The sequence below is a fragment of the Streptomyces sp. NPDC093225 genome (assembly GCF_044753805.1).
Classification (GTDB): domain Bacteria; phylum Actinomycetota; class Actinomycetes; order Streptomycetales; family Streptomycetaceae; genus Streptomyces.
The window spans coordinates 42,524-66,037 of record NZ_JBIVNX010000043.1; the positions used below are offsets into that span (position 1 = coordinate 42,524).

A 23,514-nucleotide genomic window follows, 5' to 3' on the forward strand; every position below is an offset into this window, starting at 1 on the left:
GGCCTTGGTCAGTTCCCGTTATCGGCCCCGAACGAGGCAGGATGTTGGTCATGTCCAACATCTCCACCTCCGGCACCCCCATGGCGGCCAGCCCGCTGACCCGTGCCGTCCTCGAAATCGACGAATACGCCGCGACCCTCGGCTGGGACCAGCCGGCCCGGCTCTTCGCCCTGGTCGACACCGCGAAGCTGCGCGCGCAGGAGCCGCAGCTGGCCGCGCAGCTCGGCCTCGACGGCACCGACAGCGGCGCCGCCACCCTGACGCCCGTCGAGCAGGACGAGGTGCCGGCCGGGACGCCCCTGGACGAGTTCCTCGGCACGATCGCCTGGCCGGACGCCGTGGCCGGGTGCGCGCTGGCGGTCGAGCGGCAGATGCTGCCGCCGTCCGCCGAGGCCGCCGTGCCGCAGGGCATGTCCGAGAAGCAGCTGGCCGCCTGGGTCGCGAAGCATCCGGACCGCCAGGAGGTCCGGATGACCGTGGCCGTCCTGCGTGACGGCGCGCGCGAGTCGGCGGTGCGGCTGCGCGAGAAGGACTCGGCGAGCGAGGTCCTCACCGGCGCCGACCTGGTGCCGGGGCTGGCCGAGGCGCTGGCCGCGACCTTCGTGGAGTAGTCCGCCCGCGGGCGGGGGCACGGTCAGGGCCGGCAGCTGGGCAGCCCGGCCGTGTCCCCCTTGCTGATCTTCTCCAGGGCCTTCACCGCGTCGCCGATGGTGGCGACCTTCACCAGGGTCAGGCCCGAGGGGGTCTCCTTCGCGGCCGCCGCGCAGTTGTCGGCCGGGGTGAGGAAGTAGCGGGCCCCGGCGTTGCGGGCGCCGATGGTCTTCATCTGGATGCCGCCGATCGGGCCGACCTTGCCGTCGTCGTCGATGGTTCCGGTGCCCGCGACGAACCTGCCGCCGGTGAGGTCCTGCGGCGTGAGCTTGTCGACGATGCCGAGGGCGAACATCAGGCCGGCGCTCGGCCCGCCCACGTCGGCGAGGTTGATGTCGACGGTGAACGGGAAGGTGTGGTCGGTCCCGGCGCGGATGCCGACGACGGCGCGGCCGTCCTCGGGCGACTTGCCGGAGGTGATCGTGACCTTCTCGGTGCCCCGGGTCTCGCGCTGCGCCTTCTCGGCGGCGGCCGCCTCCTTGGCCGGGACGACCGTGAACACGACCGGCTGGCCGGCCTTGTGCTTCGTCACGAGCTTGGCCACGTCCCCGGGCTCCTTCACGGGGCTGCCGTCGACCGACCTGATCACGTCGCCGGCGTGCAGCCGGCCGTCGGAGGGGCTGTCCTTGACCACGCTGGCGACGATCACGCGCGAGGTGACCGGGATGCCCAGCTGCTTGAGCGCGGCGACCTTGGCGCTCTCCTGGGACTGGCTGAACTCCTCGGCGTTCTCCTGCGTGGACTGTTCCTCGGTCTTGCCGTCCGGGTACAGGTTCTCGTGCGGCACGACGATGTTGTCGTGGGAGAGCCAGCCGTAGACCGCCTCGACGAGGTTCATGTCGTAGTCCGCGCCGGTGACGCGGACGGTCGTCATGTTGAGGTGGCCGCTCGTCTGGTACGTCTTGTGGCCGGAGATCCGCAGGACCGGTTCGCCGCGCGACTCGCCGAGGGTGTTCACCGTCGGGCCGGGGCTCATCTCCGAGTACGGGACCTTGATGAAGAGTCCCGCGCACAGGAGCGCGAACAGCATCAGCGTGGCGGCGAGCATCGTCGCGGTGCGGCGTGACATGGAACGACAGTACGGGACGTCTCAGAGCGCCTCGGAACCGGAGGGCGCCTTCTCCCCGCGGGCCATCGCCTCCCGGAACCGCGCGTACCCGGCCAGTTCGGATATGTCGCCGGCGGTGCGGTCACGGGCCGCCCAGCCGGCCCATATCGCCACCCCGACGGCGGCGAACAGCGGGATCAGCAACCACGCGAGTGACGCCATTTCCTGGCCTCCCTACCCCTTGAGTACGGCCGAAACGATGGTGTGGAATCCAACGCTGGCGTCGGCGGCCGGGTTACGCAAATCGGGGGCGCGGCGACCTGCACCGGCGGGGCGTCACACGCCGCCGGACGGGTGGTCCTCCGGGGTGGTCAGCAGGCGCCGACCCACTCCTCGGTGCCGTCGGAGAACCGCTGGTGCTTCCAGATCGGCACCTCGTGCTTGAGGTCGTCTATCAGCATCCGGCAGGCCTCGAAGGCCTCTCCCCGGTGCGGGCAGGAGACGGCCACGATCACGGCCGTGTCGCCCACGGCCAGGTCGCCCACCCGGTGGACGGCGGCCAGCGCCCGGACCGGGTACTTGGCCACGACGCGCTCGGCGACCCGGCGCATCTCGGCCTCGGCGGTCGGATGGCAGGAGTAGCCGAGGGAGTCCACGTCGGTCCCGCCGTCGTGGTCGCGCACCGTGCCGACGAAGAAGGTCGTGCCGCCGGTGGCGTCGTCGCCGACGGCCTTGTGGACCTCGTCCAGCGAGAGCGGGGTCTCCCGGATCGCGAGCAGCCGGATCGGGTCCGCTGCCGCCTGCTCGCCGGGGTGGTCGAAGTGCGGTGCCATGCCTTCCATCGTGCCCTACCCCTCTGACATCGGGGAATCCCCGGATCACCCGGGCCTCCCGGCCCGGAATATGGACACTCCTACAGGCGCCGCGGACCGGACCCGCCCGGACCGCCCGCAGCGTCTCGACCGGCGTCGGCCCCCGCCCGGGCCGGCGCGGCGCGGCCGGTCAGATGCCGCGGCGCTTGCGGGCTCGGCGTACCACCGCGGCCGCGCCGAGCAGGGCGACGGTGGCGCCGGCGGCGCCCGCGGCGGTCGCGTCCTTGCGGCCCAGCCGCCGGCCGGCGACGGTGTGGCGGCCCGCGACCTCCTGGAGGAGCTCCGCGAGCACCTCCTCGTTCGTCCAGCGCGGCCGCCACCCGGCGTCGTGCAGCCGGCTGACGCTCACCACCCACGGGTGCATCGTGTACGCGAGGTCCCCGGCCGGCGACGGGGTCAGCCCGATCCGGTGCAGCCGGGCGGCCGCGCCCAGCGCGACCGCGGAGGGCAGCTCCATGCGGCGGATGCCGCTGAGCTCCTCGACCTCCTCCTGCTCCAGCCATCCCTCGCAGCCCACCGCGAGCTCGCCCTCGACCTTCTCCAGGGCGGCGTACTCCAGGGCGCTGACCAGGTCCTCGACGTGGCAGAACTGCCAGGTGGGGCGGGAGCCGGCCACCACGAGCAGGCGCGGCGACTCGAAGTAGCGGGTCAGCGCGGTGTCGGTGCCGCCGACCAGGACGGCCGGGCGGACGACGGTGACGTTCAGGCCGGGGTGCGCCCGGGGGGCCCGGCGGCCCAGCCGCTCGATCTCCAGCAGGTCGCCCACGCCGGTGGCCTCGGCGGTGGCCCGCAGCTCGGCGTCCTCGGAGAGCGGGATGTCGTTGTCGGGCAGCGCCCCGTAGACCATGGCGGACGTGCACAGCACGACGCGGCGCACCCCCGCCGCGGCCGACGCGGTCAGCACGGTCTGGGTGCCGCGCACGTTGTACGCCGTACGGGCCGCCGGGTCGGTCTCCAGATCGAGGTCGAGCGCGAGGTGGACGACCACGTCGGCGCCGCGCAGCTTCTCGGCGATGGCCGGGTCGCGCACGTCCAGGACGTGCCAGGTAGCGGTATCGCAGTCGCCGCGCCGCTCGTCGATCGCGACGATCCGCCGGACCTCGTCGGACTCGGCCAGGCGCTGCACGAGCGCCGCGCCGACCCCGGAGGCGGCGCCGGTCACGGCCACGACGGGGCCGCGCACGCCGTTGTTTCGCCGTTGGCGAATTTCGTCGTCGTGCACTGCTCGGACCTGTCGGTCTGGGGAACTCACCGGGCGTCTCCAGCGGTTGTCTTCAGTGCGGGCACGATGCGACGCGTCCGCACCAGGTGACGTCCATCCTGCCGCAGCCCCGCAGCAGGCGGAGCACCGAGCCCGGAACCGGGTGTGGTGTCTACGCTTGAAGGTGTTGTCGCACCATCGCCGTCGGCAATCGCCGGCGGCCCTACGAGCCGAGGAACCCCGTGAGTGACACCCCATTCGGATTCGGCCTTCCGCCGGAGGAGCCGGAGCACGGCGACGAGGGCAAGAAGAAGGGCGATCAGGGCGGCCAGGGCGGCCCGGCGAATCCGTTCGGGTTCGGCGGGGCGGGCCTGCCGGGCGGCGCGGACAACCCGTTCGCCGCGATGTTCGGGTCGATGAACCCGACCGACCTGGGCGCCGCGTTCCAGCAGCTCGGCCAGATGCTGAGCTACGAGGGCGGTCCCGTGAACTGGGACATGGCCAAGGACATCGCCCGCCAGACGGTCGCCCAGGGCACCCAGGACGGGGTGAAGGACGCCAGCGTCGGTGCCGCGGAGCGGGCCGCCGTCGAGGAGGCCGTCCGCCTGGCCGACCTCTGGCTGGACCAGGCCACCTCGCTGCCCTCGGGCGCCGGCAGCGCCGTCGCGTGGAGCCGTGCCGAGTGGGTCGAGGCGACCCTGCCGGTGTGGAAGGAGCTCGTCGACCCGGTGGCCGAGCGGGTGGGCGCGGCGATGGGCAGCGTGCTGCCCGAGGAGATGCAGGCCATGGCCGGCCCGCTGCTCGGCATGATGCGTTCGATGGGCGGCGCCATGTTCGGCCAGCAGATCGGCCAGGCCGTGGGCGTGCTGGCGGGCGAGGTGGTCGGCTCCACCGACATCGGCCTGCCGCTGGGCCCGGCCGGCAAGGCTGCGCTGCTGCCGGTGAACATCGCCTCCTTCGGCAAGGACCTGGGCGTGCCGGCGGACGAGGTGCGGCTGTACCTGGCCCTGCGCGAGGCGGCCCACCAGCGGCTGTTCGCGCACGTGCCGTGGCTGCGCTCGCACCTGTTCGGCGCGGTCGAGGGGTACGCGCGGGGCATCAAGGTCGACACCTCGAAGCTGGAGGACGTCGTCGGCCAGCTCGACCCGAGCAACCCGGAGGCCCTGCAGGAGGCGCTCCAGGGCGGCATGTTCCAGCCGCAGGACACCCCCGAGCAGAAGGCCGCGCTGGCCCGGCTCGAGACCGCGCTCGCGCTGGTCGAGGGCTGGGTGGACGCGGTGGTGCACGAGGCCGCGAAGCCCCGGCTGGGCTCGGCGGACGCACTGCGCGAGATGCTGCGCCGCCGCCGCGCCACGGGCGGTCCCGCGGAGCAGACCTTCGCGACGCTGATCGGTCTCGAGCTGCGGCCGCGCCGGCTGCGGGACGCATCCCGGCTGTGGGCCTCGCTGACGGACGCGCGCGGCGTGGACGGCCGCGACGGCCTGTGGGAGCACCCGGACATGCTGCCGACGGCCTCGGACCTCGACGACCCGGACGGCTTCGTCCACCGCGAGCAGCTGGACTTCTCCGAGCTCGACAAGATGCTCGGCGAGGCTGCGCAGCAGAACGACCCGGCCAAGAAGGACGAGAACGAGGGCGACGGCGAGAAGTGAACCTGTACGACGACGCGGTCCTCGTGCTGAAGGGCTACGAGGACCAGCCCGAGCTGCGGGACCTCTACCTGGAGCACCTCGCCGCGCACCCCGACGGCATGTACAAGCCCTGCACGGCGGGGCACGTCACCAGCAGCGCCCTCGTCATCGACCCGGTGGCCGGGCGGGTGCTGCTGACGCTGCACAAGAAGCTCGGCATGTGGCTGCAGATGGGCGGCCACTGCGAGCCGGGCGACGCGACGCTGGCCGAGGCGGCGCTGCGCGAGGCGCGCGAGGAGTCCGGCATCGCGTCCGGGCTGGCGCTGCTCCCCGGCGGCCCGGTGCGGTTGGACCGGCACCCGATCCCGGCGCCGTGCAACTGGCACCTGGACGTGCAGTACGCCGCGCTGGCCCCGGCCGGGGTGGAGGCGGAGATCAGCGACGAGTCGCTGGACCTGCGCTGGTTCGGGTACGACGAGGTGGCGGGCGTGGCCGACGAGTCGGTCGTACGCCTGCTGGAGGCGACGCGGGCCCGGCTGTAGCCGGCCGCGGTACGAAACGCCGAGGGGCGGCCCCGCTGCGTGCGGGGCCGCCCCTTCGCGCGTGACCGGCGTCAGTTGCGGCTGCCGCCCATGCTGTTGCCGCGCAGCCCGAAGCCGAAGGCACCGCCGCGCATGTGCTGGGGCGGCAGCAGCTCGCTGGGCTGGATGAGGACGTGGCCGCGGCCCTGGAACTGCATCTCCCAGCCCTCGCCGGTCGCGCCCTTGCGGCGCCACACGGCGGAGGTGGAGGTGGGCGCCTGCATCTGGGTCCGCAGGGTGGTGGACCAGGCGATGACCGCGTCCGCGTCGGCGCAGATGTTGGTCTCCGGGGTGACCTCCAGCACCAGCGGCTCGCCGGAGGTGAGGAGGGCGACCTTGCCGCTGCCGGTGAGCTCCAGGTTGTACGCACCGGCGGAGGCGACCTCGACGGCGCTGTCGACGGCGACGATGCCGACGCCGAGGCTGCTGTCGAAGGCGAGCACGGAACCGCTGCCCACGGTGACGCCGCCGCCGACGTCCATGACGTGGATGTGCTGGGCGTAGTGGGCGAGGTAGACCTGGCCGGCGCCCTTGACCTTCATGAGCTCCAGGCGCTCGCCGGCCATCCGCTCGACGTTGCGCCAGGTGCGGTTCTTGTACTGGCTCTGGAAGTCGACCTGGCCCTCGAAGGCGACCATGGCGCCCTGGCGGGCGAGGACCGCGCCGTTGCCCTGGCCGATCTCGACCTTGAGCAGTTGCGGGTTCTGCAGGGTGTAGCGGCCGGTGGACTCGACCGGGACGTGGGCGAAGAGTGTGCTGTGCATGGTGGGTCGGTGCTCCTCTCAGCCCCGGATCTTGAAGCGGTCGGCGGTGTCCTCGCTGGGCTGCACCACCACGAAGCCGTGGCCCTTGAAGCCGATCTGGAGCGCCTCGCCGCTGCCGCGGCCGATGAGGGCGCCGGCCTTGAGGGTGCGCTTGGCCTTCATCTCCAGGTCGGTGGTCCAGGCGACGAGCGCGTCGGGGTCGACGTACGTCTCGCGCTCCGCGCAGTCGAGGACCATGGGGACGCCGCGGCTGACCAGGGCCACCCAGCCGGTGCCGCGGACGACCAGGTTGGTCAGGCCGGAGCCGGAGAGCTTGGCCACGCCCTTGACGGGCTCGATGGTGAGCTGGAGCGAGGCGTCGCAGGCCAACAGGGTGGAGCCGTTGACGGAGAGGGCCTCGTTGTCGAGGTGGAGGACGAGGACGTCGCCGCCGTAGTCGGCGAGGTAGAGGTCGCCGTCGCCGCGGCAGAGCATGAGCCGGCCGCCCTCGCCGGTGACCATCTCCTCGGCGCTGCGGCGCAGGGTCGCTGGGGCGCCGTCGAACTGGACGTACCCGTCGTAGGCGATCATCGAGCCGGCCTTGGCGATGAGGTCCTGGCCGGTGACCATCGTGACCTTGAGGGTCTTGGAGCTGTGGACGGCCATCCGGACGACGGTGGCCGGGGCCGGGGCGCCGTGCGCGCCGATCGTGTGCGTATCCATGGCCTGCCTCACGCCTCGAAGGGCTGGACGACGACGAAGTTGCCCGGGGCGCCCCGGAACTGGAGGTTGATGGCCTCCGACTGGGCGCTGGCGTAGCCGGAGCGGCGCAGCCGCAGCGCGGTGGTGGTGACGGCCTGGGCGCCGGCGGACCAGGCGATCACGGCGTTGCCGTCGACGTACGTGGCCGCACCGACCGGGAGGACGACCGGGGTGCCGCGGGTCTTGACGACGACCGCTCCGGTGCCGGAGAAGAGCATCGAGAAGAAGCCGCCGCCGGGCAGGCCGGCGCCCTCGATGCGGCGGACCTCGGTGTCGAGGCTCTCGTCGAAGGCCAGGACGCCGTGCGCGCTGGTGTAGAGCTGGTCGTTCTCGAGGCGGATGACGAAGAGGCGGCTGGCCTCGTCGGCGAGGAAGACCTCGCCCTCGCCCGCGCAGCGCATGAGGGACATGCCCTGGCCGGTGAGCTGGCCGGTGAGCTTGCCGAGCAGGCCGGAGCCCTTGTGGGCGAAGTCGATGTCGCCCTGGTAGGCGACCATGCTGCCCTGCTTGGCGAGGATGGACTGGCCCTTGGTGAGGGTGACGCGGACCTGCTGGGGGTTCTGCTCGGTCCAGCGGTCGCCGACGGGGACCTCCGCGTACTTGGTGAGGACGGCGCGCAGGCCGACCTCCGGTGGTACGGGGGCGAGTTGACGGCCGCCGCCGAAGGGCTGGCCCGGGGCGCCCGCGGGGATGCCGGAGGCGACGCCCGGGGGCGGGACCGAGCCGGGGATGCCGGGCGGCGGGACCGAACCGGGGATGCCGGGCGGCGGGACCGGACCCGGGATGCCCGGGGGTGCGGTCGCCGGGGCCGGGACCGCGGCGGTGGCGGGCGGGCCGAAGGGTGCGGGGACGGCAGCCGGGGGGACCGCGGGGGACGCCGGGGCCGGTGCGGGCGGTGCGACGGGGGCCACGGCCGTGGGCTGCGGGACCGGGGCCGGGGTGAAGGGGTACGCCGCGGGGGCGGGGGTCTGCGGCACCGGCGCCGGGGCGGGCTGCGGGGCCGGGGCCGGCGGCGGGGCGAAGGCGGGGGGCGCGGCGGCCGGGGCCGGCTGTTGCGCCTGCTCCACTTCCTCGGCGACCTCGCCGCCGAAGTTCTTCAGCAGCGCGTCGAGTCCGCCGTCGAAGCCCTGGCCGACCGCGGCGAACCGCCAGACGTCCTTGAAGTAGAAGTCGCCGAGCATCACGGCCCGCTCGGTGCTGAACTCCGCGCCGGTGAAGGCGTACCGGGCGACTTCCTCGCCGCCGGCGACGATCCGGATGTGGCCGGATCCGATCTGCGACATCTGGCCGTTGCCGTCGATGGTCGCGGTGAACGACAGCGTGCGGACGGCGTCCGGGATCCGGTCCAGGGTGACGCGGAACGACTCGGTGTCCCCGGCCTGCGGGCCGAGCTGCTGGATGGACTCCTCGGGCGACTTCGGCTGGTTGTAGAAGACGAAGTACCGGTCGTCGGAGAGCCGTTCGTCCGCGTCGAGGCCGAAGCAGCTGATGTCGAAGGCCAGTCCGGGGCCCTCGATGTGGACGCCGACGTACAGGTCGGTGCCCGCCGTGAGGTCGCTGATCCTCGCCTTGTGGCCGCGCTGGAATTCCCTGACCATGCGTGAAGCCCGCCCCCGTCCCGGTTGAATGCGTACGGCCAGGCTAACGGCAGCCGGCGGGATCCGGCCGGGCCGGTACGGAGACGGTACATTTCACGGCTCGTCAGGCGGGGTGGCGCGGGATCCGCGCCGGCTTGCTCCGGGGCGCGACCGCACCGTCCGAAGGGGCCGGCTCAGACCTCGGTCGGGGCGGCCGCCCCGGTCGGGCCCTCCGCCGCGTCCGGGGCGCCGCCCTCGCGCGGGGCCGGCAGGTGCGGCAGCCGGTCGGCGGCGACCACGCCCTCGAGGTAGCCGCGGGCCCGCTCGGTGCGCGGGTACGCCTCCAGGAGCTCCCAGAAGCGGGGGCCGTGGCCCGGGACCAGCAGGTGCGCCAGCTCGTGCAGCAGCACGTAGTCGATCACGTACTCCGGCATGCCCTGGAGGCGGTGGGAGAGCCGGATGCTGCCCTCGGCGGGGGTGCAGGAGCCCCAGCGCGTGTTCTGGTTGGTGACCCAGCGGACCACGCGGGGGCGCGCACGGCCGCCGAGGTACTGCCCGGACAGGTGTGCGGCCCGCTCGGTCAGCTCCGCGTCACCGAGGCTGCGGCGGCTCTCCTGGGCTGCGAGCTTGTCCAGCATCACGCCCACCCAGCGCCGCTCCTCGGCCTCAGACATGCGGGCAGGGATGAGGACGACCGTGCGGTCGCCCTCTCGGTAGGCGGAGACGGTCCTGCGGCGGCGCGCGCTCCGGCGGACTTCGACGGCGCGGTGCGGGGGATCGGCGGACACCCCACGACGGTACCGGGTGGCCCTCACCGACGTCCCGCACGTGCCGGGTTTGAACTATTAATAGCCTTAATTCCTGTGTGCTGTGGATAACTCGGAGCGGGGGGTCCGGGCGGCCGGCATGCTCGCTTTGCTCGCACGGCTCGGTGCGGGTCGCGGGCCATGACGGACGCGTTGCCACGGACGGGCGCGCGGTCCCTCGTGGGCGCGTGGCCTGCGGGGACGAGGGGGCGTGCGATGTATCCGAAGGTGAAGCCCGCACTGGCGCGGGCCTGGCGTGACCTCCAGACGGTGCAGTTCGGGGTCACGCCGGCGCAGGCGGTGGTGCTCGGGCCGATCGACATGGCGACGGGCAGTTTCATCGAGCAGCTCGACGGCTCGCTCGGGCCGCCCGCGTTGCGGGAGCGGGCTCGGGTGCTGGGCCTGCCCGAGGGCCGGGCGGACGAGCTGGTGGCCCGACTGGCGAAGGCGGGGCTGCTGGAGGACGTGACCGCGGGCGGTGCGGCGGCCCAGTCGGTGCGCCGCCGGATCGAGCTGGTGGAGCGACTGCGGCCGGACCTGGGTTCGCTGTCGCTGCGGCGGCGCGAGCCGGGCGGGGCCCTGCGCGCACTGGCGGCCCGGCGGGGCGCGTGGGTCCAGGTGCGCGGGCTGGGCCGGGTCGGGGCGGTGATCGCCTCGGTGCTGTCGGGTGCCGGGGTGGGCAGGGTGGAGGTGATGGACGGCGGCGTGGTCGAGCCGGGCGATCCGGTGCCCGGCGGGATGCCCCCGGAGGCCGTGGGTCTGCGCCGGGCGGTGGCGGGAGCGGAGCTGGTACGGGACTCGGCGCCCGAGCGCGGCCCCGGCGGCGACCGGGACGGCGGCCCCGGTGCCGGTCGGGGCCGGGCGCCGGGGCCCGACGGGGCCGCCCGGCCGGCGCTCGTGGTGGTCACACCCCGGGAGGGGATCGAGGCGCACGCGCCCGATCCGGGACGGGCCGCGGACTGGCTCGCGTCGGGGACCCCGCACCTGTACGCGGGAGTGCTGGAGGGCACGGGCATCGTGGGCCCCCTGGTGCTGCCCGGGGACACCGCGTGCGCCGGGTGCATGGAGCGGGAGCGGGTGGACCGGGACCCGGCCTGGCCGCGACTGCTCACCCAGTGGCGCTCGGGCCGGGGGCGGGCGGGGCCGGCCTGCGACATGGGGTTGGCCGTGGCGGTCGCGGGGCTGGCCGCGGCGCATGCCCTGGCCTTCCTGGACGGGGAGTTGCCGGGCTCGGCGGGGGCGCGCTGGGAGGCGGCGCTGCCCGGACTGGACTGGCGGCGGAGCGTGCTGGTACCCCATCCCGGCTGCCCCTGCGGGGCGGTGGGCGGTGGACCGCAGGAGCACTCCGTCGGCCGGCGAGAGCCACACGACACAATGGCCGGGTAACCGCCGCTCGCGGCGCGGCTGAGTGGGATCTGGAGGGGCGTATGTCTGATCTTCCCCGGAAGGCGGTCACCCGTACCGCGAAGCTCGCCGCGCTGCCCTTGGGCATCGCGGGGCGGGCGACGTGGGGGCTCGGCAAGATGATCGGCGGCAAGTCCGCCGAGATCGTGGCGCGCGAGCTCCAGCAGCGCACCGCCGAGCAGTTGTTCAAGGTCCTGGGCGAGTTGAAGGGCGGCGCGATGAAGTTCGGGCAGGCCCTGTCCGTCTTCGAGTCGGCCCTGCCGGAAGAGGTGGCGGGGCCGTACCGCGCCGCGTTGACGAAGCTTCAGGAGGCGGCGCCGCCGCTGCCGGCCGGGACCGTGCACCAGGTGCTGGCCGAACGGCTGGGGCCGGACTGGCGCGAACTGTTCCTGGAGTTCGAGGACAAGCCCGCGGCGGCGGCCTCGATCGGGCAGGTGCACCGGGCGGTGTGGCACGACGGGCGGGAGGTGGCCGTCAAGGTGCAGTACCCGGGCGCCGGGGAGGCGCTGCTGTCGGACCTGGCCCAGTTGGGGCGCTTCGCCCGGCTGTTGGGGCCGCTGATCCCCGGCATGGACCTCAAGCCGCTGATCAGCGAGATGCGCAGCCGCATCGAGGAGGAGCTGGACTACGAGCTGGAGGCGGAGTCCCAACGGTCGCACGCGGACGTGTTCGCGGGGGACCCCGACGTGGTCGTGCCGGACGTGGTGCACCAGGGCGAACAGGTGCTCGTGACCGAGTGGATGGAGGGGACGCCGCTTTCGGAGGTCATATCCGACGGCACACAGGAGCAGCGCGACCGCGCCGGGCAACTGCTGGCCCGCTTCCTGTTCTCCGGACCCGCGCGGACGGGGCTGCTCCACGCGGACCCGCACCCGGGCAACTTCCGGCTACTGGCGGACGACGACGGCCGACTGCGGTTGGGCGTGCTGGACTTCGGCACGGTCGACCGGCTTCCGGGCGGCCTGCCGCGCACCATCGGCACCTCCCTGCGGATGGCGCTGGCGGGGGACGGGGACGAGGTCTACCGGCAGTTGTGCGCGGCGGGCTTCGTGAAGGACTCCATCGAGCTCGACCCGGACGCGGTGCTGGAGTACCTGCGGCCGATGATCGAGCCGGCGTTGGTGGCGGAGTTCACGTTCACCCGGGGCTGGATCCGCGGCCAGGCGGCCCGCATCGCCGATCCCCGCTCCCCCGCGTACCAGTTGGGCAAGCAGCTCAACCTGCCGCCGGCCTACCTTCTGATCCACCGCGTCACGTTGAGCACGATCGGCGTCCTGTGTCAGCTCGGCGCCACGGTCCGGCTGCGCGAGGAGCTGGAGTCCTGGCTGCCGGGGTTCGTGCCGGAGGACTGAGTCGGGTCGGGGTCGCCACCGGGCGGGGTCACCACCAGGCGGAGTCGAGTCTGCCCTCGATGGCGCGGATGTTGGCCCGGGCGCAGTCGTCGCAGAAGTACTGTCGGGTGCCGTTCTCGACGGAGCAGGTCCAGGTGGGCGGGGCGCCCTCGGGGCTGTGCTTGCCGCATCGGGCGCACACGACGGTCCCGGCTCCGGGACCCGGGGATGCGGGGTGGGGAGTGTGCTGGTCCACCACCAGACGATATCGCCGCCGCACCGGGGTGCGCCTGCGCAACGCACCGTGGGGACCGGTCCTGACGGACCGGTCCCCACGGGAAGGCGAGTCAGCCGGAGCTGATCAGTGCATGACCGCCATGGCCAGGGCGCGGCGGGCCCGCATCGAGACGCGCTCGGCGCGCTTCTGCATGCGGCGGGCGTTGATCAGACGGACGGCCTGCCGTTCCGCGTCGATCTCGCGCATCCGTTCGTGCATATGAGCACGAGCCAGGGCTTCTGGGATGAGTTGCATTTCGCGGGTCCTGTTCTGACGCGAGAGCTTCGCGCCGGGAGTGGTGAAGTCGGTGTGGGCGGAGCCGGAGGGCTGCTCGCTGGCGTGCGGGGTCATCGGGGCCTGCTTCAGGGGGTCGTACGTGAGGGGGCGGTCGATCGTGCCGCGGGCGTTCATGCCGAGACCGGGTTCTTGCGCGGACGGCCACGGGGACGCTTGCGGGCGACGACCACGCCCTGCACGAAGAGCTCGCCACCCCAGACGCCCCAGGGCTCGCGGCGCTCCTTCGCGCCGGCGAGGCAGGCCTCGACCAGCGGGCAGGTGCGGCACAGGGACTTGGCGTACTCGACGTCGGCCGGGGACTCGGCGAAGAAGACCTCGGGGTCGTAGGTACGGCACGGGACGGGCACGCCGAGGTTCTCGATGGCGTCGTCGAGCGCGGTGAGCGCGGTGAGCGGAGTCAAGGCGGAGTCCTCCGGGACTGCGGGCGGAGAGGTCAAGTGGGAGGGCGGTACGGACGGGGCGTGCGCTTCGAGTTGCACGGTGGTTTCGTTCCTCGTCTGGTCGGTCCGGCCTGGTGGGCCGGTGTTCGGCTGGTACCGGGTGCTGCCAGTCCCGAGGCCCCTTCGCTCCGTCGTCCCGTCGGGGGACAAACAGAAGGGCCGCGGATCCCGGGTGGGGTTCCGCGGCCCTGAAGGCGCCGGCCTGATCAGATCAGGCTGGATCACTCCAGGGTTCGAGCCCACGGAAGGCCCACATCGTGTGGTGCTGCGTCGTCTGCTTCGGGTGTCCGGCACCGGTGGCGGCAAAGGCATAGGCCTGTGCCTGCGCCACTACTGCTGCCGGTGCCTGGGTCGGTCGCTCATTGCCTTCGATCCGCTCACGGACGGGAAGGGTCGCAGGGGAGACGGGGCTGATCGCGGAGATCGCGGACAGACCGGTGCCCTGGAAACCGGAGGTGAAGGCGACGAGCTTGGAATCACGCAGGCAGGAGGAAGCGGCGACCGAGCGATCGGTCATTTTGGTGAAGGTGTTGAAGCTGATCACGGGTCTCGCCTCCTCTCGGCGTCTCGGGGACCGGCCTCTCGGCCCGTCCCGTGTATTCGGATAAGTACAGCACGGAGCGGAGGCTTCTCAGAAGCCACCGTTTCCGTTGCTAAGAACCTATGGGGATGTGCGGGGCATGTGCAAACTATTTTTCCGACGAGTTTCTACGCGTCGGCCCCGTCCCCCTCACCAGGCTCCTGACCTGCACAGATGGCCAGGACATCGGCTCCGAAGCGGTCGAGCTTGCGTCCACCCACGCCGGAGATCACGGCGAGCTCGCCCTCCTCGTGGGGCACGGCCTCGGCGATCGCCATGAGCGTCTTGTCCGTGAAGACGCAGTACGCCGGCTGTCCCAGGGCCTTCGCCTGCACCGCACGCCAGTCGCGCAGCCGCTCGTAGAGCCCTTCGTCCATGTCGGACGGGCACTCTTCGCAGCGCATGAGCTTCATCTCACCGGCGTCGGTGAGGGTCCTGCCGCACACCCGGCACAGCACCGGGCCCCGGCGGCCGCGCGCCCGGCCCCGCTCGATGACCCCGGAGGCGCCCGTCGAGCGGCTGGCGCCGGCGGCCCGGGAGCCCGGCCGCAGGCCGCTGAGGAACCGGCTGGGCCGCCGGGCCGCGCGGCCGCCCGGAGAGCGCGAGAGCGCCCAGGACAGGCCCAGGTGCAGGCGCGCCCGGGTGACCCCGACGTACAGGAGGCGGCGCTCCTCCTCGACCTGCTCGTCGGTCTTCGCGTACGTGATCGGCAGCATGCCGTCGGTCAGGCCGACCAAGAACACCGCGTCCCACTCCAGGCCCTTCGCCGCGTGCAGGGAGGCGAGCGTGACGCCCTGGACGGTGGGGGCGTGCTGGGCCACGGCCCGCTCGTCCAGCTCGACCACCAGGTCCGCGAGGGTGACCTCGCGCGCCCGGCCGCGGGAGAAGTCCTCCGCCAGCCGGACCAGGGCGGCCAGCGACTCCCACTGGTCGCGCACGGCCCCCGAGCCGGCCGGGGGCTGGGGGGTCCAGCCGTTCGCGCTCAGCACGGCCCGGACCTGCGCGGGCAGCTCGACGACGTCGTCGAGGACGGCGTCGTTCGCTCCGAAGCGGGCGGCGCCGCGCAGGTTCGCGATGGCCTGCTTGACCTCGACGCGCTCGAAGAAGCGCTCCGCGCCGCGCAGCTGGTAGGGCACCCCGGCGTCGGCGAGGGCCTGCTCGTAGACCTCCGACTGGGCGTTGATGCGGTAGAGGACCGCGATCTCCCCCGCCGGCACCCCGGCGTCGATCAGGCCGCGGATCCGGCGGGCCACGCCCTCGGCCTCGGCGGGCTCGTCGGCGTACTCGGTGAAGACCGGGTCGGGGCCCGGCTCGCGCTGCGAGACGAGCTCCAGCCGGTGGTCGGCGGCCCGGCCGCGGGCCTGCGCGAGCAGCCCGTTGGCCAGGTGCACCACCTGCGGGGTGGAGCGGTAGTCGCGGACCAGCTTCACCACGGTGGCCTGCGGGTAGCGGGTGCGGAAGTCGAGGAGGTGGTCGGGGGTGGCGCCGGTGAAGGAGTAGATCGTCTGACTGGCGTCGCCGACCACGCACAGGCTGTCGCGGTCGCCGAGCCAGAGCTCGAGCAGCCGCTGCTGGAGCGGGCTGACGTCCTGGTACTCGTCGACCACGAAGTGCTGGTACTGGCTGCGGACCACGTCGGCGATGTCGGGCCGGTCCTCGAGGATGCCGACCGTGAGGAGCAGCACGTCCTCGAAGTCGATCATGACGCGGTCCCGCTTCAGCTGCTCGTACATGCCGTAGATCTGGGCGATCTCGGCCGGGTCGCGGGGGGCCTCGCGGCCCGCCTTGCGGACGGCGGCCGGGTAGTCGGCGGGGGTGGACTGGGTGACCTTGGCCCACTCGATCTCGCCGGTGACGTCGCGCAGCTCGTTCCGGTCCAGGCGGACGCGGCAGCGGGCGGCCGCGTCGGCCACCAGCTGGATCTTGCGCTCCACGAGCCGCGGCAGGTCGCCGCCGACCGCGCGCGGCCAGAAGTACTGGAGCTGGCGCAGCGCGGCCGAGTGGAACGTGCGCGCCTGGACGCCGGCGGCTCCCAGGCCCCGCAGGCGGCCGCGCATCTCGCCGGCGGCGCGGTTGGTGAAGGTGACGGCCAGCACGCTGGCGGGCTGGAGGATGCCCGCGCGCACGCCGTACGCGATGCGGTGGGTGATCGCCCGGGTCTTGCCCGTACCGGCTCCGGCGAGGACGCACACCGGGCCGCGCAGCGTGGTCGCGACCTCGCGCTGCTCCGGGTCCAGGCCCAGGAGCACCGCGTCGGCCGACTCCGCGGCGGAGGGGAAGGACGGGAGAGGCGTTGCTGCTGTCACACCTGCCATGCTGCCAGGTCCGCTGCGGCGGCCGGGACGGTTGTCCACAGGGGTGCGGGTGCGGTCGTACGTGTATGACCGACGGCTCCTGGGGTGCGCAGAGCTCTGGCCAGGGGTTTCCCGCGGGAATGTCCCGGGGACCCCGTGCGTTCCTGTGTGTGGGACCGACCCGGCCAACCCCAGCGGCCGAGCCGGTCCCGTCATGACCCCGTCCCCCGAAGGCCCGAAGGAGCGCACCCGCCATGCAGGGTTCCGTGACGATGTACAGCACGACCTGGTGCGGCTACTGCCGCCGGCTGAAGTCCCAGCTGGACCGCGAAGGCATCGCGTACACCGAGATCAACATCGAGCAGGACCCGGAGTCGGCGGCGTTCGTCGAGAAGGCGAACGACGGCAACCAGACCGTCCCGACCGTCCTGGTCGTCGGCGCCTCGGGCGGCGAGCGGGTCATGACCAACCCCAGCCTGGCCCAGGTGCAGCAGGCCCTCGCGGTCTGATCGCCGCGCCGGACGTGGGGGGGGGGCCCCCCCCCCCCGGGGGGGCCCCCCCGCCCGCCCCCCCGCGGGGGGGGGGGGGGGGGGGGGGGGGGGGGGGGGGCGGGGGGGGGGGGGGGGGGGGGCGCGCCCCCCGCCCGGCCCCCCCGCCCCCCCCCCGCGGGGGGGGCCCGCCGCCCGGGGGGGGGGGGGGGCCCCCCCCCGCGGGGGGGGGCCCCCCCCCCACGTCCGGCCGCGGGCGGCGCGGGTGGATCAGAGGGCGGCGGCGGTGACCAGGGGCCGGGGTAGCGGCTCGCCGTACCAGCGCTCGACCAGCCGGGCCGCGATCGAGATGCCCGACGGAGGCAGCACCGCCCCGGTCTCGATGGCCTCGCGCAGCTCGGCCCGCGAGAACCAGCGGGCCTCCTGGATCTCCTCGCCGTCCACGTTGATCTCGGAGCTGACGGCGCGGGCCATGAAGCCCAGCATCAGGCTGGACGGGAACGGCCAGGGCTGGCTGGCGACGTACTCGACCTCGCCGATCCGGACGCCCGCCTCCTCCCACACCTCGCGGACCACCGACTGCTCGATGGACTCGCCCGGCTCGACGAAGCCGGCCAGGGTCGAGAACCGGCCCTCCGGCCAGTGCACCTGCCGGCCGAGCAGGGCGCGGTCGTGCTCGTCCGTGACCAGCATGATGACGGCCGGGTCGGTGCGCGGGTAGTGCTCGGCCCCGCAGGCCGGACAGCGCCGCACGTGCCCGGCGGCCGCCACGACGGTGCGCTCGCCGCAGCGCGAGCAGAAGCGGTGCAGCCGCTGCCAGTTCTCCAGCGCCACCGCGTGGACCATGAGCCCGGCGTCGCGCGGGCCCAGCAGCAGCCCGGCCTCGCGCAGCCCGGCGGGCCGCGCCGACTGGTCCATCCGGCCCGGCAGGGCGTCCTTCTGCAGCGCGAAGTAGCTCACGCCGTCCTCGTCGGTCCCGAGGAAGTACCGGTGGGTCTCGGTGGGAGGCGCCTCGAAGGCGGGGGTCATCACGATCCCGGTGCCGCCGTCGGGGGTGTCGTCGATCAGCACCTGGCCGCCGGAGACCACGAAGACGCGGGTGCTCGGGTGGCTCCAGGCGGCCGCCAGCCAGGCCTCGTCCAGCCGGTGGTGCGCGGCCCGGTCGACGCCGCTGGGCGCGGTCAGCGAGATGGGCCGGTCGGTGGTGCGGCCCGGGTTCCCGGTCGAGGTGCTCGTGCTCACAGGTGCTTCCAACTCCCCCGTTGTCGGTGGATGGGCGGACGTGGTGCGGATGCGTCGGCGGTCATGCGTCGGCGGTCCAGTGCTCGGCGAGGTCGCCCCACAGGTAGGCGGCCGTCTCCACGCCCTTGAACAGCAGGTTCAGCTCGACCTTCTCGTTCGGCGCGTGCCAGCCGTCCGAGGGCACCGAGATGCCCAGGAACAGCACGGGCGCGCCCAGTACGTCCTGGAGGTCGGCGGCCGGGCCCGAGCCGCCCTCGCGCGTGTAGCGGACCGGCTGGCCGAAGGCTCGGCCCATCGACCGGGCGACGGACTGCAGGGCGGGGTGGTCCAGCGGCGTCAGGCAGGGCCGGGTCGGGGCACCGAAGACGATCTCGTGCCGGATGCCGGCCGGGATCCGCGCCGCGACCCAGTCCTTCACGGCGGCCTCGATCACGTACGGGTCCTGGCCCGAGACGAGCCGGAACGACAGCTTCAGCTGCGCGCTCCGCGGGATGATCGTCTTGCCGCCGGGGCCCTGGTAGCCGCCGCCGATGCCGTTCAGCTCGGCCGTCGGGCGGGCCCAGACGCGCTCCAGCGTCGAGTACCCCGCCTCGCCGAGGGTCCCGTACGACTTGGCCGTGCGCAGCCACTGCGCCTCGTCGAAGGGCAGCTCGGCGATCAGCTCGCGCTCGCGGTCCGAGAGCTCGGCGATGCCGTCGTAGAAGCCGGGGACCGTGACCCGCTCGTCCTCGTCGTGCAGGGCGGCGACCAGGCGGGCGGCGACGGTGGCCGGGTTGGGCACGGCCCCGCCGAAGGCGCCGGAGTGGATGTCCTGGTCGGGCCCGAACAGCTCGATCTCGCAGTCCGCGACGCCGCGCATGCCGGTGCACACGGTCGGCGTGGTCTCGGACCACATGCCGGTGTCGGAGACGATCACGACGTCGGCGGCCAGCCGGGCCGCCTCGCGCTCGACGAGGTCGCGGAAGTTCGGCGAGCCGGACTCCTCCTCGCCCTCGATGAGGAGCTTGAGGTTCACGGCGGGGGCGGTCCGGCCGGTGGCGGCCAGGTGCGCGCGCACGCCGAGGGTGTGGAAGAAGACCTGTCCCTTGTCGTCGGCCGCGCCACGGGCGTGCAGGCGCGCGCCGTCGACGACCACGGGCTCGAACGGGTCGGTGTCCCAGCCGTCCTCGAGGGCCGCGGGCTGGACGTCGTGGTGTCCGTAGACCAGCACGGTCGGGGCCTGCGGGTCGCCGCTGGGCCACTCGGCGAACACCGCGGGGGCGCCGGGGGTGGGCCACACCTCGGCGACCGGGAAGCCGGTCCCGGTGAGTTTGGCGGCCAGCCACTCGGCGCTGCGCCGGACGTCCCCGTCGTGGGCCGGCTGGGCCGACACGGAGGGGATGCGCAGCCACTCGGCGAGGTCGTCGAGGAAGGCGGCGCGGTGGTCGTCGATGAAGGCACGGACGGCACTGTCCGGGGTCTGGCTCATGCCCCCGAGCCTATCCGTCCGTACCGGCCCGGCTTTCCGCGCCCGATTTGCCTTGGAGGATCCGCTCAAGACGGGCGCGGCCGGGCAGCCGGGCCGGGCGTACGACGCGGCCGCTGCGCACGTGCAGGAACGCCGCCGACACCCGCGCCGGGTCCACGCCCTGCGCCTCGGCCCACGCCAGCCGGTACAGGGCCAGCTGGAGGGGGTCGGCCTGGGTGCCGTGACCGGTCTTCCAGTCGACGATCTCCCAGCCGCCGTCCTCGGTCCGGTAGACGGCGTCGATCCGGCCCCGGACCACCCGGCCCGCCAGGGTCAGCTGGACGGGGACCTCCATGCGGTACGGGGTGCGGGCCGCGTACTCGCTGCGCTCGAAGGCGGCCTTGAGCGCCTCGAGGTCCCGCTCGTCGGCGATCTCGGCGTCGCTGCCGGGCAGCTCGTCGGGGTCGAGCAGCGGCAGCTCCAGCTCGTCGAAGCGGGACTCCACCCAGGCGTGGAAGCGGGTGCCGCGGCGGGCCGCGGGCTGGGGCGGCTTGGGCATGGGCCGGGCGAGGTCCCGGACGAAGCCCTCCTCGTCGGCGGCGAGCCGCTGGAGCTGCGAGACGGACAGGGACGGCGGCAGCGGTACGTCGCGCACGGCCGCGCGGGAGCGCCGCAGCTCGCCGGCGAGGGCGTCGAGGTCCCGGTCCCAGGAGGCGGCCAGCCGCCGCTCTTCGGGGGTCAGACCGTGGTCGTCCGGCGCGTCGGGTCCGGTGCGCTGGGCCGGCACGGGGGCCTCGACGCCGGGCCGGGGGGCGGGTACGGGCGCACCGGCCGCCGGCTCGCGCGGGGCCGGCGGCACGGCGGACCGGGCCGGGACGCGCTCACGCGTCGGGGCGGGGAGGAGGTGGGCCTCGTCCGGGCCCCACGGGTCGTCGGGGGCGTCGGCGTCGTACGGGGCGGGTCCGTCCTCGTACGGGCCTTGCTCGTCCTCGTAAGGGCCGGGCCCGTCCTCGTAGGGGCCTTGCTCGTCCTCGTACGGAACGGGCTCGTCCTCGTACGGCAGCGGCTCCTCGCAGTGCGGCGGCCACAGGTAGTCCGTGTCCGGGTCGGCGGGCGGGGCGGGGTCGGCGGGGGCCGGCTCCGGCCGGGTCCGCAGGGCGTCGAGGTGGGCCAGCACGAGGTCGGCCGCGCGGCGGCGCAGCCGGAAGGAGCCGCGGTCCAGCGGCAGCGGCCAGGAGGCGTCCTGGAGGGGTTCGGCGAGGGCGGGGTTCTCCTCCTCGGCCCCGGGCCGGTCGGCCCACCTCTCGGTCTCCCCGTAGCCCGCGGCGCAGTGCGCTTCGAGGGCCTCCAGGAAGGCCGACGGCCCGCGGAGGGTCTTCTGGCTGGGGCCCCACCAGTGGCCCGAGGCCAGCAGGAGCGAGCGCGGGCGGGTGAAGGTGACGTAGCCCAGGCGCAGCTCCTCCAGCGCCGTGTGCTCCTTCATGTCCGCCTTGTACGCCTTCAGCGCGGCGGAGGTCCAGCCGGTCACGTCCGGCAGCGTCGCGGCGTCGCCGCGCAGCGCGTGCGGCAGCACCTGGGGCTGGGCGGTCCAGGACTCGCGGGCCTTGTCGGACGGGAAGGCGCCGGACACCAGGGACGGGACGGCGACGACGTCCCACTCCAGGCCCTTGGACTTGTGGGCGGTGAGGACCTTGACGGTGTTCTCGCCGCCGGGCAGCGAGTTGTCCAGGCCCTTCTCGTACTCGGCCGCCGTGCGCAGGAAGGAGAGGAAGGCCAGCAGCGAGCTCTGCCCGTCGAGGGCGGCGAAGCCGGCGGCCACGTCCAGGAAGTTGGCGAGGGTCTCGCGCCGGCGGGCGGCGAGCGCGTGCGGCGAGGCGGACAGCTCCACGTCGAGGCCGGTGGCGGCGAGCACCCGGTGCAGCACGTCCATCAGCGGGTCCGCGAGGGAACGGCGCAGCTCGCGCAGCTCGGCGGCGAGCCGGGCGAACCGGACCCGGGCGTCCGCCGAGAACGGCAGCCCGTCGTCGGGACCGCCGTCGAGGAAGGTGTCCAGCGCGTCGGCCAGCGAGACGATCTCGGCGGGGTCCACGCCCTCCACCGCCGCCGCCAGCCGGTCCTCGCGCTCGCCCCGGTCGCCGGCGACGAGCAGCCGGGCGCGGCGGCCCAGCAACGCGAGGTCGCGGGGGCCGATCCGCCAGCGCGGGCCGACAAGCAGGCGGACCAGGGACGCGTTGGCGCCCGGGTCCTGGAGCACCTCGCAGACGGCGACCAGGTCGGCGACCTCGGGCAGGTGGAGCAGCCCGGACAGGCCGACGACCTCGACCGGGACGTCGCGGGCGACGAGCGCGGCCTGGATGGCGGGGAAGTCGGCGCCGGAGCGGCACAGGACGGCGATCTCGCCGGGTGCCTTGCCGGTGCGGACCTGGTGCGCGATCGAGTCGGCGAGCCAGTCCAGCTCTTCGGCGTGGGTCGGCAGCAGCGCGCAGCGCACGAAGCCGTCGCGTTCGGCGCCGGGGGCCGGGCGCAGCGCCTCGACGCCCTCGTGCAGCTCCCGCAGCGGGGCGGCCAGGCCGTTGGCGAGGTCGAGCAGGCGGCCGCCGCTGCGCCGGTTCTCGCTGAGGGAGTAGCGGTCGGCGGGGCTGCCGTCGGCATACGGGAAGTGCTCCGGGAAGTCGTCCAGGTTCGCCACGGACGCGCCCCGCCAGCCGTAGATGGCCTGGCAGGGGTCGCCGACGGCGGTCACCGCGTGCCCGGTGCCCCCGCCGAACAGTCCCGACAGGAGCAGCCGCTGGGCCACGGAGGTGTCCTGGTACTCGTCGAGCAGGACGATCCGGAACTCCTCGCGCAGCAGCGCGCCCACCTCGGGGCGGGTGGTGGCCAGCCGCGCGGAGAGGGCTATCTGGTCGCTGAAGTCGAGCAGGTCGCGGGAGCGCTTGGCGGCGCGGTAGCGCTCGGTGAGCTCCAGCAGTTCGAGCCGGGCGGCGGCGGTGGCGGGGACCTTGCGCAGCTCGTCGTTGGTGAGCCTGGTCCCGGCGAGCCGGTCGAGCAGCTCGGTGTCGTACGCGCGGAGCTCGGCGGGCTCGACCAGGTGCTCGGAGAGCTCCGCGTCGAGGGCGAGCAGGTCGGAGACCAGCTCGGACACGGAGCGGGTGAGGGCGGGGTACGGGCCGGGGGCCTCGCGCAGCACGCGCGCGGCGAGCTGGAAGCGGGTGGCGTCGGCGAGCAGCCGGGCGCTGGGCTCCAGCCCGATGCGCAGGCCGTGGTCCTTCAGGAGCTGGCCGGCGAAGGCGTGGTAGGTCGAGATGCGGGGCTCGCCGGCGGCGGCCGCGTCGCTGCCGGGGGCCGGGTCCGGGTCGGTCACGCCGGCCTTGACCAGGGCGGCGCGGACGCGCTCGGCGAGCTCCCCGGCGGCCTTGTTGGTGAAGGTCAGGCCCAGCACCTGCTCGGGGGCCACCTGCCCGGTGCCGACCAGCCAGACGACGCGGGCGGCCATCACCGTGGTCTTCCCGGACCCGGCTCCGGCCACGATGACCTGCGGGGCGGGCGGCGCGGTGATGCAGGCCGTCTGCTCCGGGGTGAAGGGGATCCCGAGGAGCGACTTGAGCTGCTCGGGATCGGTGAGGTGCGCGGACACGAGAGAAAAGGCTAGCCGGGGGCTGTGACAAGTGTCGGCTCGCCGGGGGCGGGGGGCGGGGGCGGGGGCACCTTTGCGGGCCGGGGCTGCGGAGCTGGGCGGTGTCGGGGTGGGCTCTCGCTTCGTGGGGCCGTCCCGTGGTGTGTGGGTCCCCTCGCCTCTTGACCCGTCATGGCCTGCAGGCCCTGCGGCAGGCCCACCCCTGGGG

21 protein-coding genes and 1 pseudogene are annotated in these 23,514 nt (G+C 74.1%); 6 read left to right on the plus strand and 16 right to left on the minus strand.

Going from position 1 to position 23,514, the window contains the following annotated elements; genetic code table 11:
- The first annotated feature begins 50 nt into the window (after positions 1 to 50).
- On the plus strand, positions 51 to 611 hold the full coding sequence (locus ACIQCH_RS29870; protein WP_402585960.1) for a PPA1309 family protein: 561 nt from the start codon (positions 51 to 53) through the stop codon (positions 609 to 611).
- 23 nt (positions 612 to 634) lie between these two features.
- Here ACIQCH_RS29870 and ACIQCH_RS29875 read toward each other — a convergent pair whose 3' ends face one another.
- From ACIQCH_RS29875 to ACIQCH_RS29890, 4 genes are all read right to left on the minus strand, one after another.
- Positions 635 to 1,720, minus strand: a complete 1,086-nt coding sequence (locus tag ACIQCH_RS29875; protein WP_402585962.1) for a PDZ domain-containing protein — start codon at positions 1,718 to 1,720, stop codon at positions 635 to 637.
- A gap of 21 nt (positions 1,721 to 1,741) precedes the next feature.
- Positions 1,742 to 1,921: a hypothetical protein gene (locus ACIQCH_RS29880; RefSeq protein ID WP_402585964.1), complete on the minus strand. Its 180-nt coding sequence runs from the start codon at positions 1,919 to 1,921 to the stop codon at positions 1,742 to 1,744.
- 149 nt (positions 1,922 to 2,070) lie between these two features.
- Positions 2,071 to 2,532 (minus strand): molybdenum cofactor biosynthesis protein MoaE, encoded by a 462-nt coding sequence (locus ACIQCH_RS29885; protein WP_402585966.1) that lies wholly within the window; start codon positions 2,530 to 2,532, stop codon positions 2,071 to 2,073.
- 169 nt (positions 2,533 to 2,701) lie between these two features.
- The gene (locus ACIQCH_RS29890; RefSeq protein WP_402585967.1) at positions 2,702 to 3,823 is read right to left on the minus strand and encodes an SDR family oxidoreductase; all 1,122 of its coding nucleotides are present in this window, start codon (positions 3,821 to 3,823) and stop codon (positions 2,702 to 2,704) included.
- Positions 3,824 to 4,014: 191 nt separating this feature from the next.
- Between ACIQCH_RS29890 and ACIQCH_RS29895 the strand changes: the two genes are divergently transcribed.
- On the plus strand, positions 4,015 to 5,424 hold the full coding sequence (locus ACIQCH_RS29895; RefSeq protein WP_402585969.1) for a zinc-dependent metalloprotease: 1,410 nt from the start codon (positions 4,015 to 4,017) through the stop codon (positions 5,422 to 5,424).
- Positions 5,421 to 5,945 carry an NUDIX hydrolase gene (locus ACIQCH_RS29900; RefSeq protein ID WP_402585971.1) on the plus strand — a complete coding sequence of 175 codons (525 nt, stop codon included), beginning with the start codon at positions 5,421 to 5,423 and terminating at the stop codon, positions 5,943 to 5,945. Before ACIQCH_RS29895 ends, ACIQCH_RS29900 begins: the two co-directional genes overlap by 4 nt.
- 71 nt (positions 5,946 to 6,016) lie before the next feature.
- On the opposite strand, the gene ACIQCH_RS29905 is transcribed toward ACIQCH_RS29900, so the two are convergent.
- The 4 genes from ACIQCH_RS29905 to ACIQCH_RS29920 all read right to left on the minus strand — a co-directional run bounded on the left by ACIQCH_RS29905 (position 6,017) and on the right by ACIQCH_RS29920 (position 9,881).
- Positions 6,017 to 6,748: an AIM24 family protein gene (locus tag ACIQCH_RS29905; protein WP_402585973.1), complete on the minus strand. Its 732-nt coding sequence runs from the start codon at positions 6,746 to 6,748 to the stop codon at positions 6,017 to 6,019.
- Between the two features lie 18 nt (positions 6,749 to 6,766).
- Positions 6,767 to 7,450, minus strand: coding sequence for an AIM24 family protein (locus ACIQCH_RS29910; RefSeq protein WP_402585974.1), 684 nt, complete (start codon positions 7,448 to 7,450; stop codon positions 6,767 to 6,769).
- 8 nt (positions 7,451 to 7,458) lie between these two features.
- Complete coding sequence (locus tag ACIQCH_RS29915; RefSeq protein WP_402585976.1) at positions 7,459 to 9,087, minus strand: TerD family protein; 1,629 nt, start codon at positions 9,085 to 9,087, stop codon at positions 7,459 to 7,461.
- Between the two features lie 173 nt (positions 9,088 to 9,260).
- Positions 9,261 to 9,881 carry a M48 family metallopeptidase gene (locus ACIQCH_RS29920; protein ID WP_402585978.1) on the minus strand — a complete coding sequence of 207 codons (621 nt, stop codon included), beginning with the start codon at positions 9,879 to 9,881 and terminating at the stop codon, positions 9,261 to 9,263.
- 207 nt (positions 9,882 to 10,088) lie between these two features.
- On the opposite strand from ACIQCH_RS29920, the gene ACIQCH_RS29925 reads away from it, so the two are divergent.
- Positions 10,089 to 11,258, plus strand: coding sequence for a TOMM precursor leader peptide-binding protein (locus ACIQCH_RS29925; protein ID WP_402585980.1), 1,170 nt, complete (start codon positions 10,089 to 10,091; stop codon positions 11,256 to 11,258).
- A 41-nt stretch (positions 11,259 to 11,299) separates the two neighbouring features.
- Positions 11,300 to 12,628, plus strand: coding sequence for an ABC1 kinase family protein (locus ACIQCH_RS29930; RefSeq protein WP_402585982.1), 1,329 nt, complete (start codon positions 11,300 to 11,302; stop codon positions 12,626 to 12,628).
- Positions 12,629 to 12,656: 28 nt separating this feature from the next.
- Here ACIQCH_RS29930 and ACIQCH_RS29935 read toward each other — a convergent pair whose 3' ends face one another.
- From ACIQCH_RS29935 to ACIQCH_RS29955, 5 genes and pseudogenes are all read right to left on the minus strand, one after another.
- Positions 12,657 to 12,863: a hypothetical protein gene (locus ACIQCH_RS29935; protein WP_078910669.1), complete on the minus strand. Its 207-nt coding sequence runs from the start codon at positions 12,861 to 12,863 to the stop codon at positions 12,657 to 12,659.
- A gap of 105 nt (positions 12,864 to 12,968) precedes the next feature.
- Positions 12,969 to 13,295 (minus strand): hypothetical protein, encoded by a 327-nt coding sequence (locus ACIQCH_RS29940; protein WP_030210285.1) that lies wholly within the window; start codon positions 13,293 to 13,295, stop codon positions 12,969 to 12,971.
- Positions 13,292 to 13,660 carry a WhiB family transcriptional regulator gene (locus ACIQCH_RS29945; RefSeq protein WP_030210282.1) on the minus strand — a complete coding sequence of 123 codons (369 nt, stop codon included), beginning with the start codon at positions 13,658 to 13,660 and terminating at the stop codon, positions 13,292 to 13,294. The genes ACIQCH_RS29940 and ACIQCH_RS29945 overlap by 4 nt, the downstream gene beginning before the upstream one ends.
- A 172-nt stretch (positions 13,661 to 13,832) precedes the next feature.
- A complete protein-coding gene (locus ACIQCH_RS29950) occupies positions 13,833 to 14,165 on the minus strand; it encodes a hypothetical protein (RefSeq protein WP_402585985.1) in 333 nt (110 codons plus the stop codon).
- 164 nt (positions 14,166 to 14,329) lie between these two features.
- Positions 14,330 to 16,583, minus strand: a pseudogene (locus ACIQCH_RS29955) (ATP-dependent DNA helicase UvrD2).
- A gap of 166 nt (positions 16,584 to 16,749) precedes the next feature.
- On the opposite strand from ACIQCH_RS29955, the gene ACIQCH_RS29960 reads away from it, so the two are divergent.
- A complete protein-coding gene (locus ACIQCH_RS29960; protein ID WP_030210271.1) occupies positions 16,750 to 17,004 on the plus strand; it encodes a mycoredoxin in 255 nt (84 codons plus the stop codon).
- 249 nt (positions 17,005 to 17,253) lie between these two features.
- Here the strand turns inward: ACIQCH_RS29960 and nudC are convergent, their stop codons facing one another.
- From nudC to ACIQCH_RS29975, 3 genes are read right to left on the minus strand one after another with little or no spacing between them, the layout of a single operon-like run.
- Entirely contained in the window at positions 17,254 to 18,237 is a 984-nt protein-coding gene (gene nudC / locus ACIQCH_RS29965) for an NAD(+) diphosphatase (protein ID WP_402585987.1), read from the minus strand.
- Between the two features lie 49 nt (positions 18,238 to 18,286).
- Positions 18,287 to 19,693 carry a dipeptidase gene (locus tag ACIQCH_RS29970; protein WP_402585989.1) on the minus strand — a complete coding sequence of 469 codons (1,407 nt, stop codon included), beginning with the start codon at positions 19,691 to 19,693 and terminating at the stop codon, positions 18,287 to 18,289.
- A 10-nt stretch (positions 19,694 to 19,703) separates the two neighbouring features.
- Positions 19,704 to 23,306, minus strand: a complete 3,603-nt coding sequence (locus tag ACIQCH_RS29975; protein WP_402585991.1) for a UvrD-helicase domain-containing protein — start codon at positions 23,304 to 23,306, stop codon at positions 19,704 to 19,706.
- Between the last annotated feature and the right edge of the window lie 208 nt (positions 23,307 to 23,514).

Excerpts from the sequence above, each read along its gene's own strand:
- ACIQCH_RS29870 (WP_402585960.1), top strand. The coding sequence starts at position 51 with ATGTCCAACATCTCCACCTCCGGCACCCCCATGGCGGCCAGCCCGCTG.
- ACIQCH_RS29875 (WP_402585962.1), bottom strand. The coding sequence starts at position 1,720 with ATGTCACGCCGCACCGCGACGATGCTCGCCGCCACGCTGATGCTGTTC.
- ACIQCH_RS29880 (WP_402585964.1), bottom strand. The coding sequence starts at position 1,921 with ATGGCGTCACTCGCGTGGTTGCTGATCCCGCTGTTCGCCGCCGTCGGG.
- ACIQCH_RS29885 (WP_402585966.1), bottom strand. The coding sequence starts at position 2,532 with ATGGCACCGCACTTCGACCACCCCGGCGAGCAGGCGGCAGCGGACCCG.
- ACIQCH_RS29905 (WP_402585973.1), bottom strand. The coding sequence starts at position 6,748 with ATGCACAGCACACTCTTCGCCCACGTCCCGGTCGAGTCCACCGGCCGC.
- ACIQCH_RS29910 (WP_402585974.1), bottom strand. The coding sequence starts at position 7,450 with ATGGATACGCACACGATCGGCGCGCACGGCGCCCCGGCCCCGGCCACC.
- ACIQCH_RS29915 (WP_402585976.1), bottom strand. The coding sequence starts at position 9,087 with ATGGTCAGGGAATTCCAGCGCGGCCACAAGGCGAGGATCAGCGACCTC.
- ACIQCH_RS29925 (WP_402585980.1), top strand. The coding sequence starts at position 10,089 with ATGTATCCGAAGGTGAAGCCCGCACTGGCGCGGGCCTGGCGTGACCTC.
- ACIQCH_RS29930 (WP_402585982.1), top strand. The coding sequence starts at position 11,300 with ATGTCTGATCTTCCCCGGAAGGCGGTCACCCGTACCGCGAAGCTCGCC.
- ACIQCH_RS29940 (WP_030210285.1), bottom strand. The coding sequence starts at position 13,295 with ATGAACGCCCGCGGCACGATCGACCGCCCCCTCACGTACGACCCCCTG.
- ACIQCH_RS29960 (WP_030210271.1), top strand. The coding sequence starts at position 16,750 with ATGCAGGGTTCCGTGACGATGTACAGCACGACCTGGTGCGGCTACTGC.
- ACIQCH_RS29970 (WP_402585989.1), bottom strand. The coding sequence starts at position 19,693 with ATGAGCCAGACCCCGGACAGTGCCGTCCGTGCCTTCATCGACGACCAC.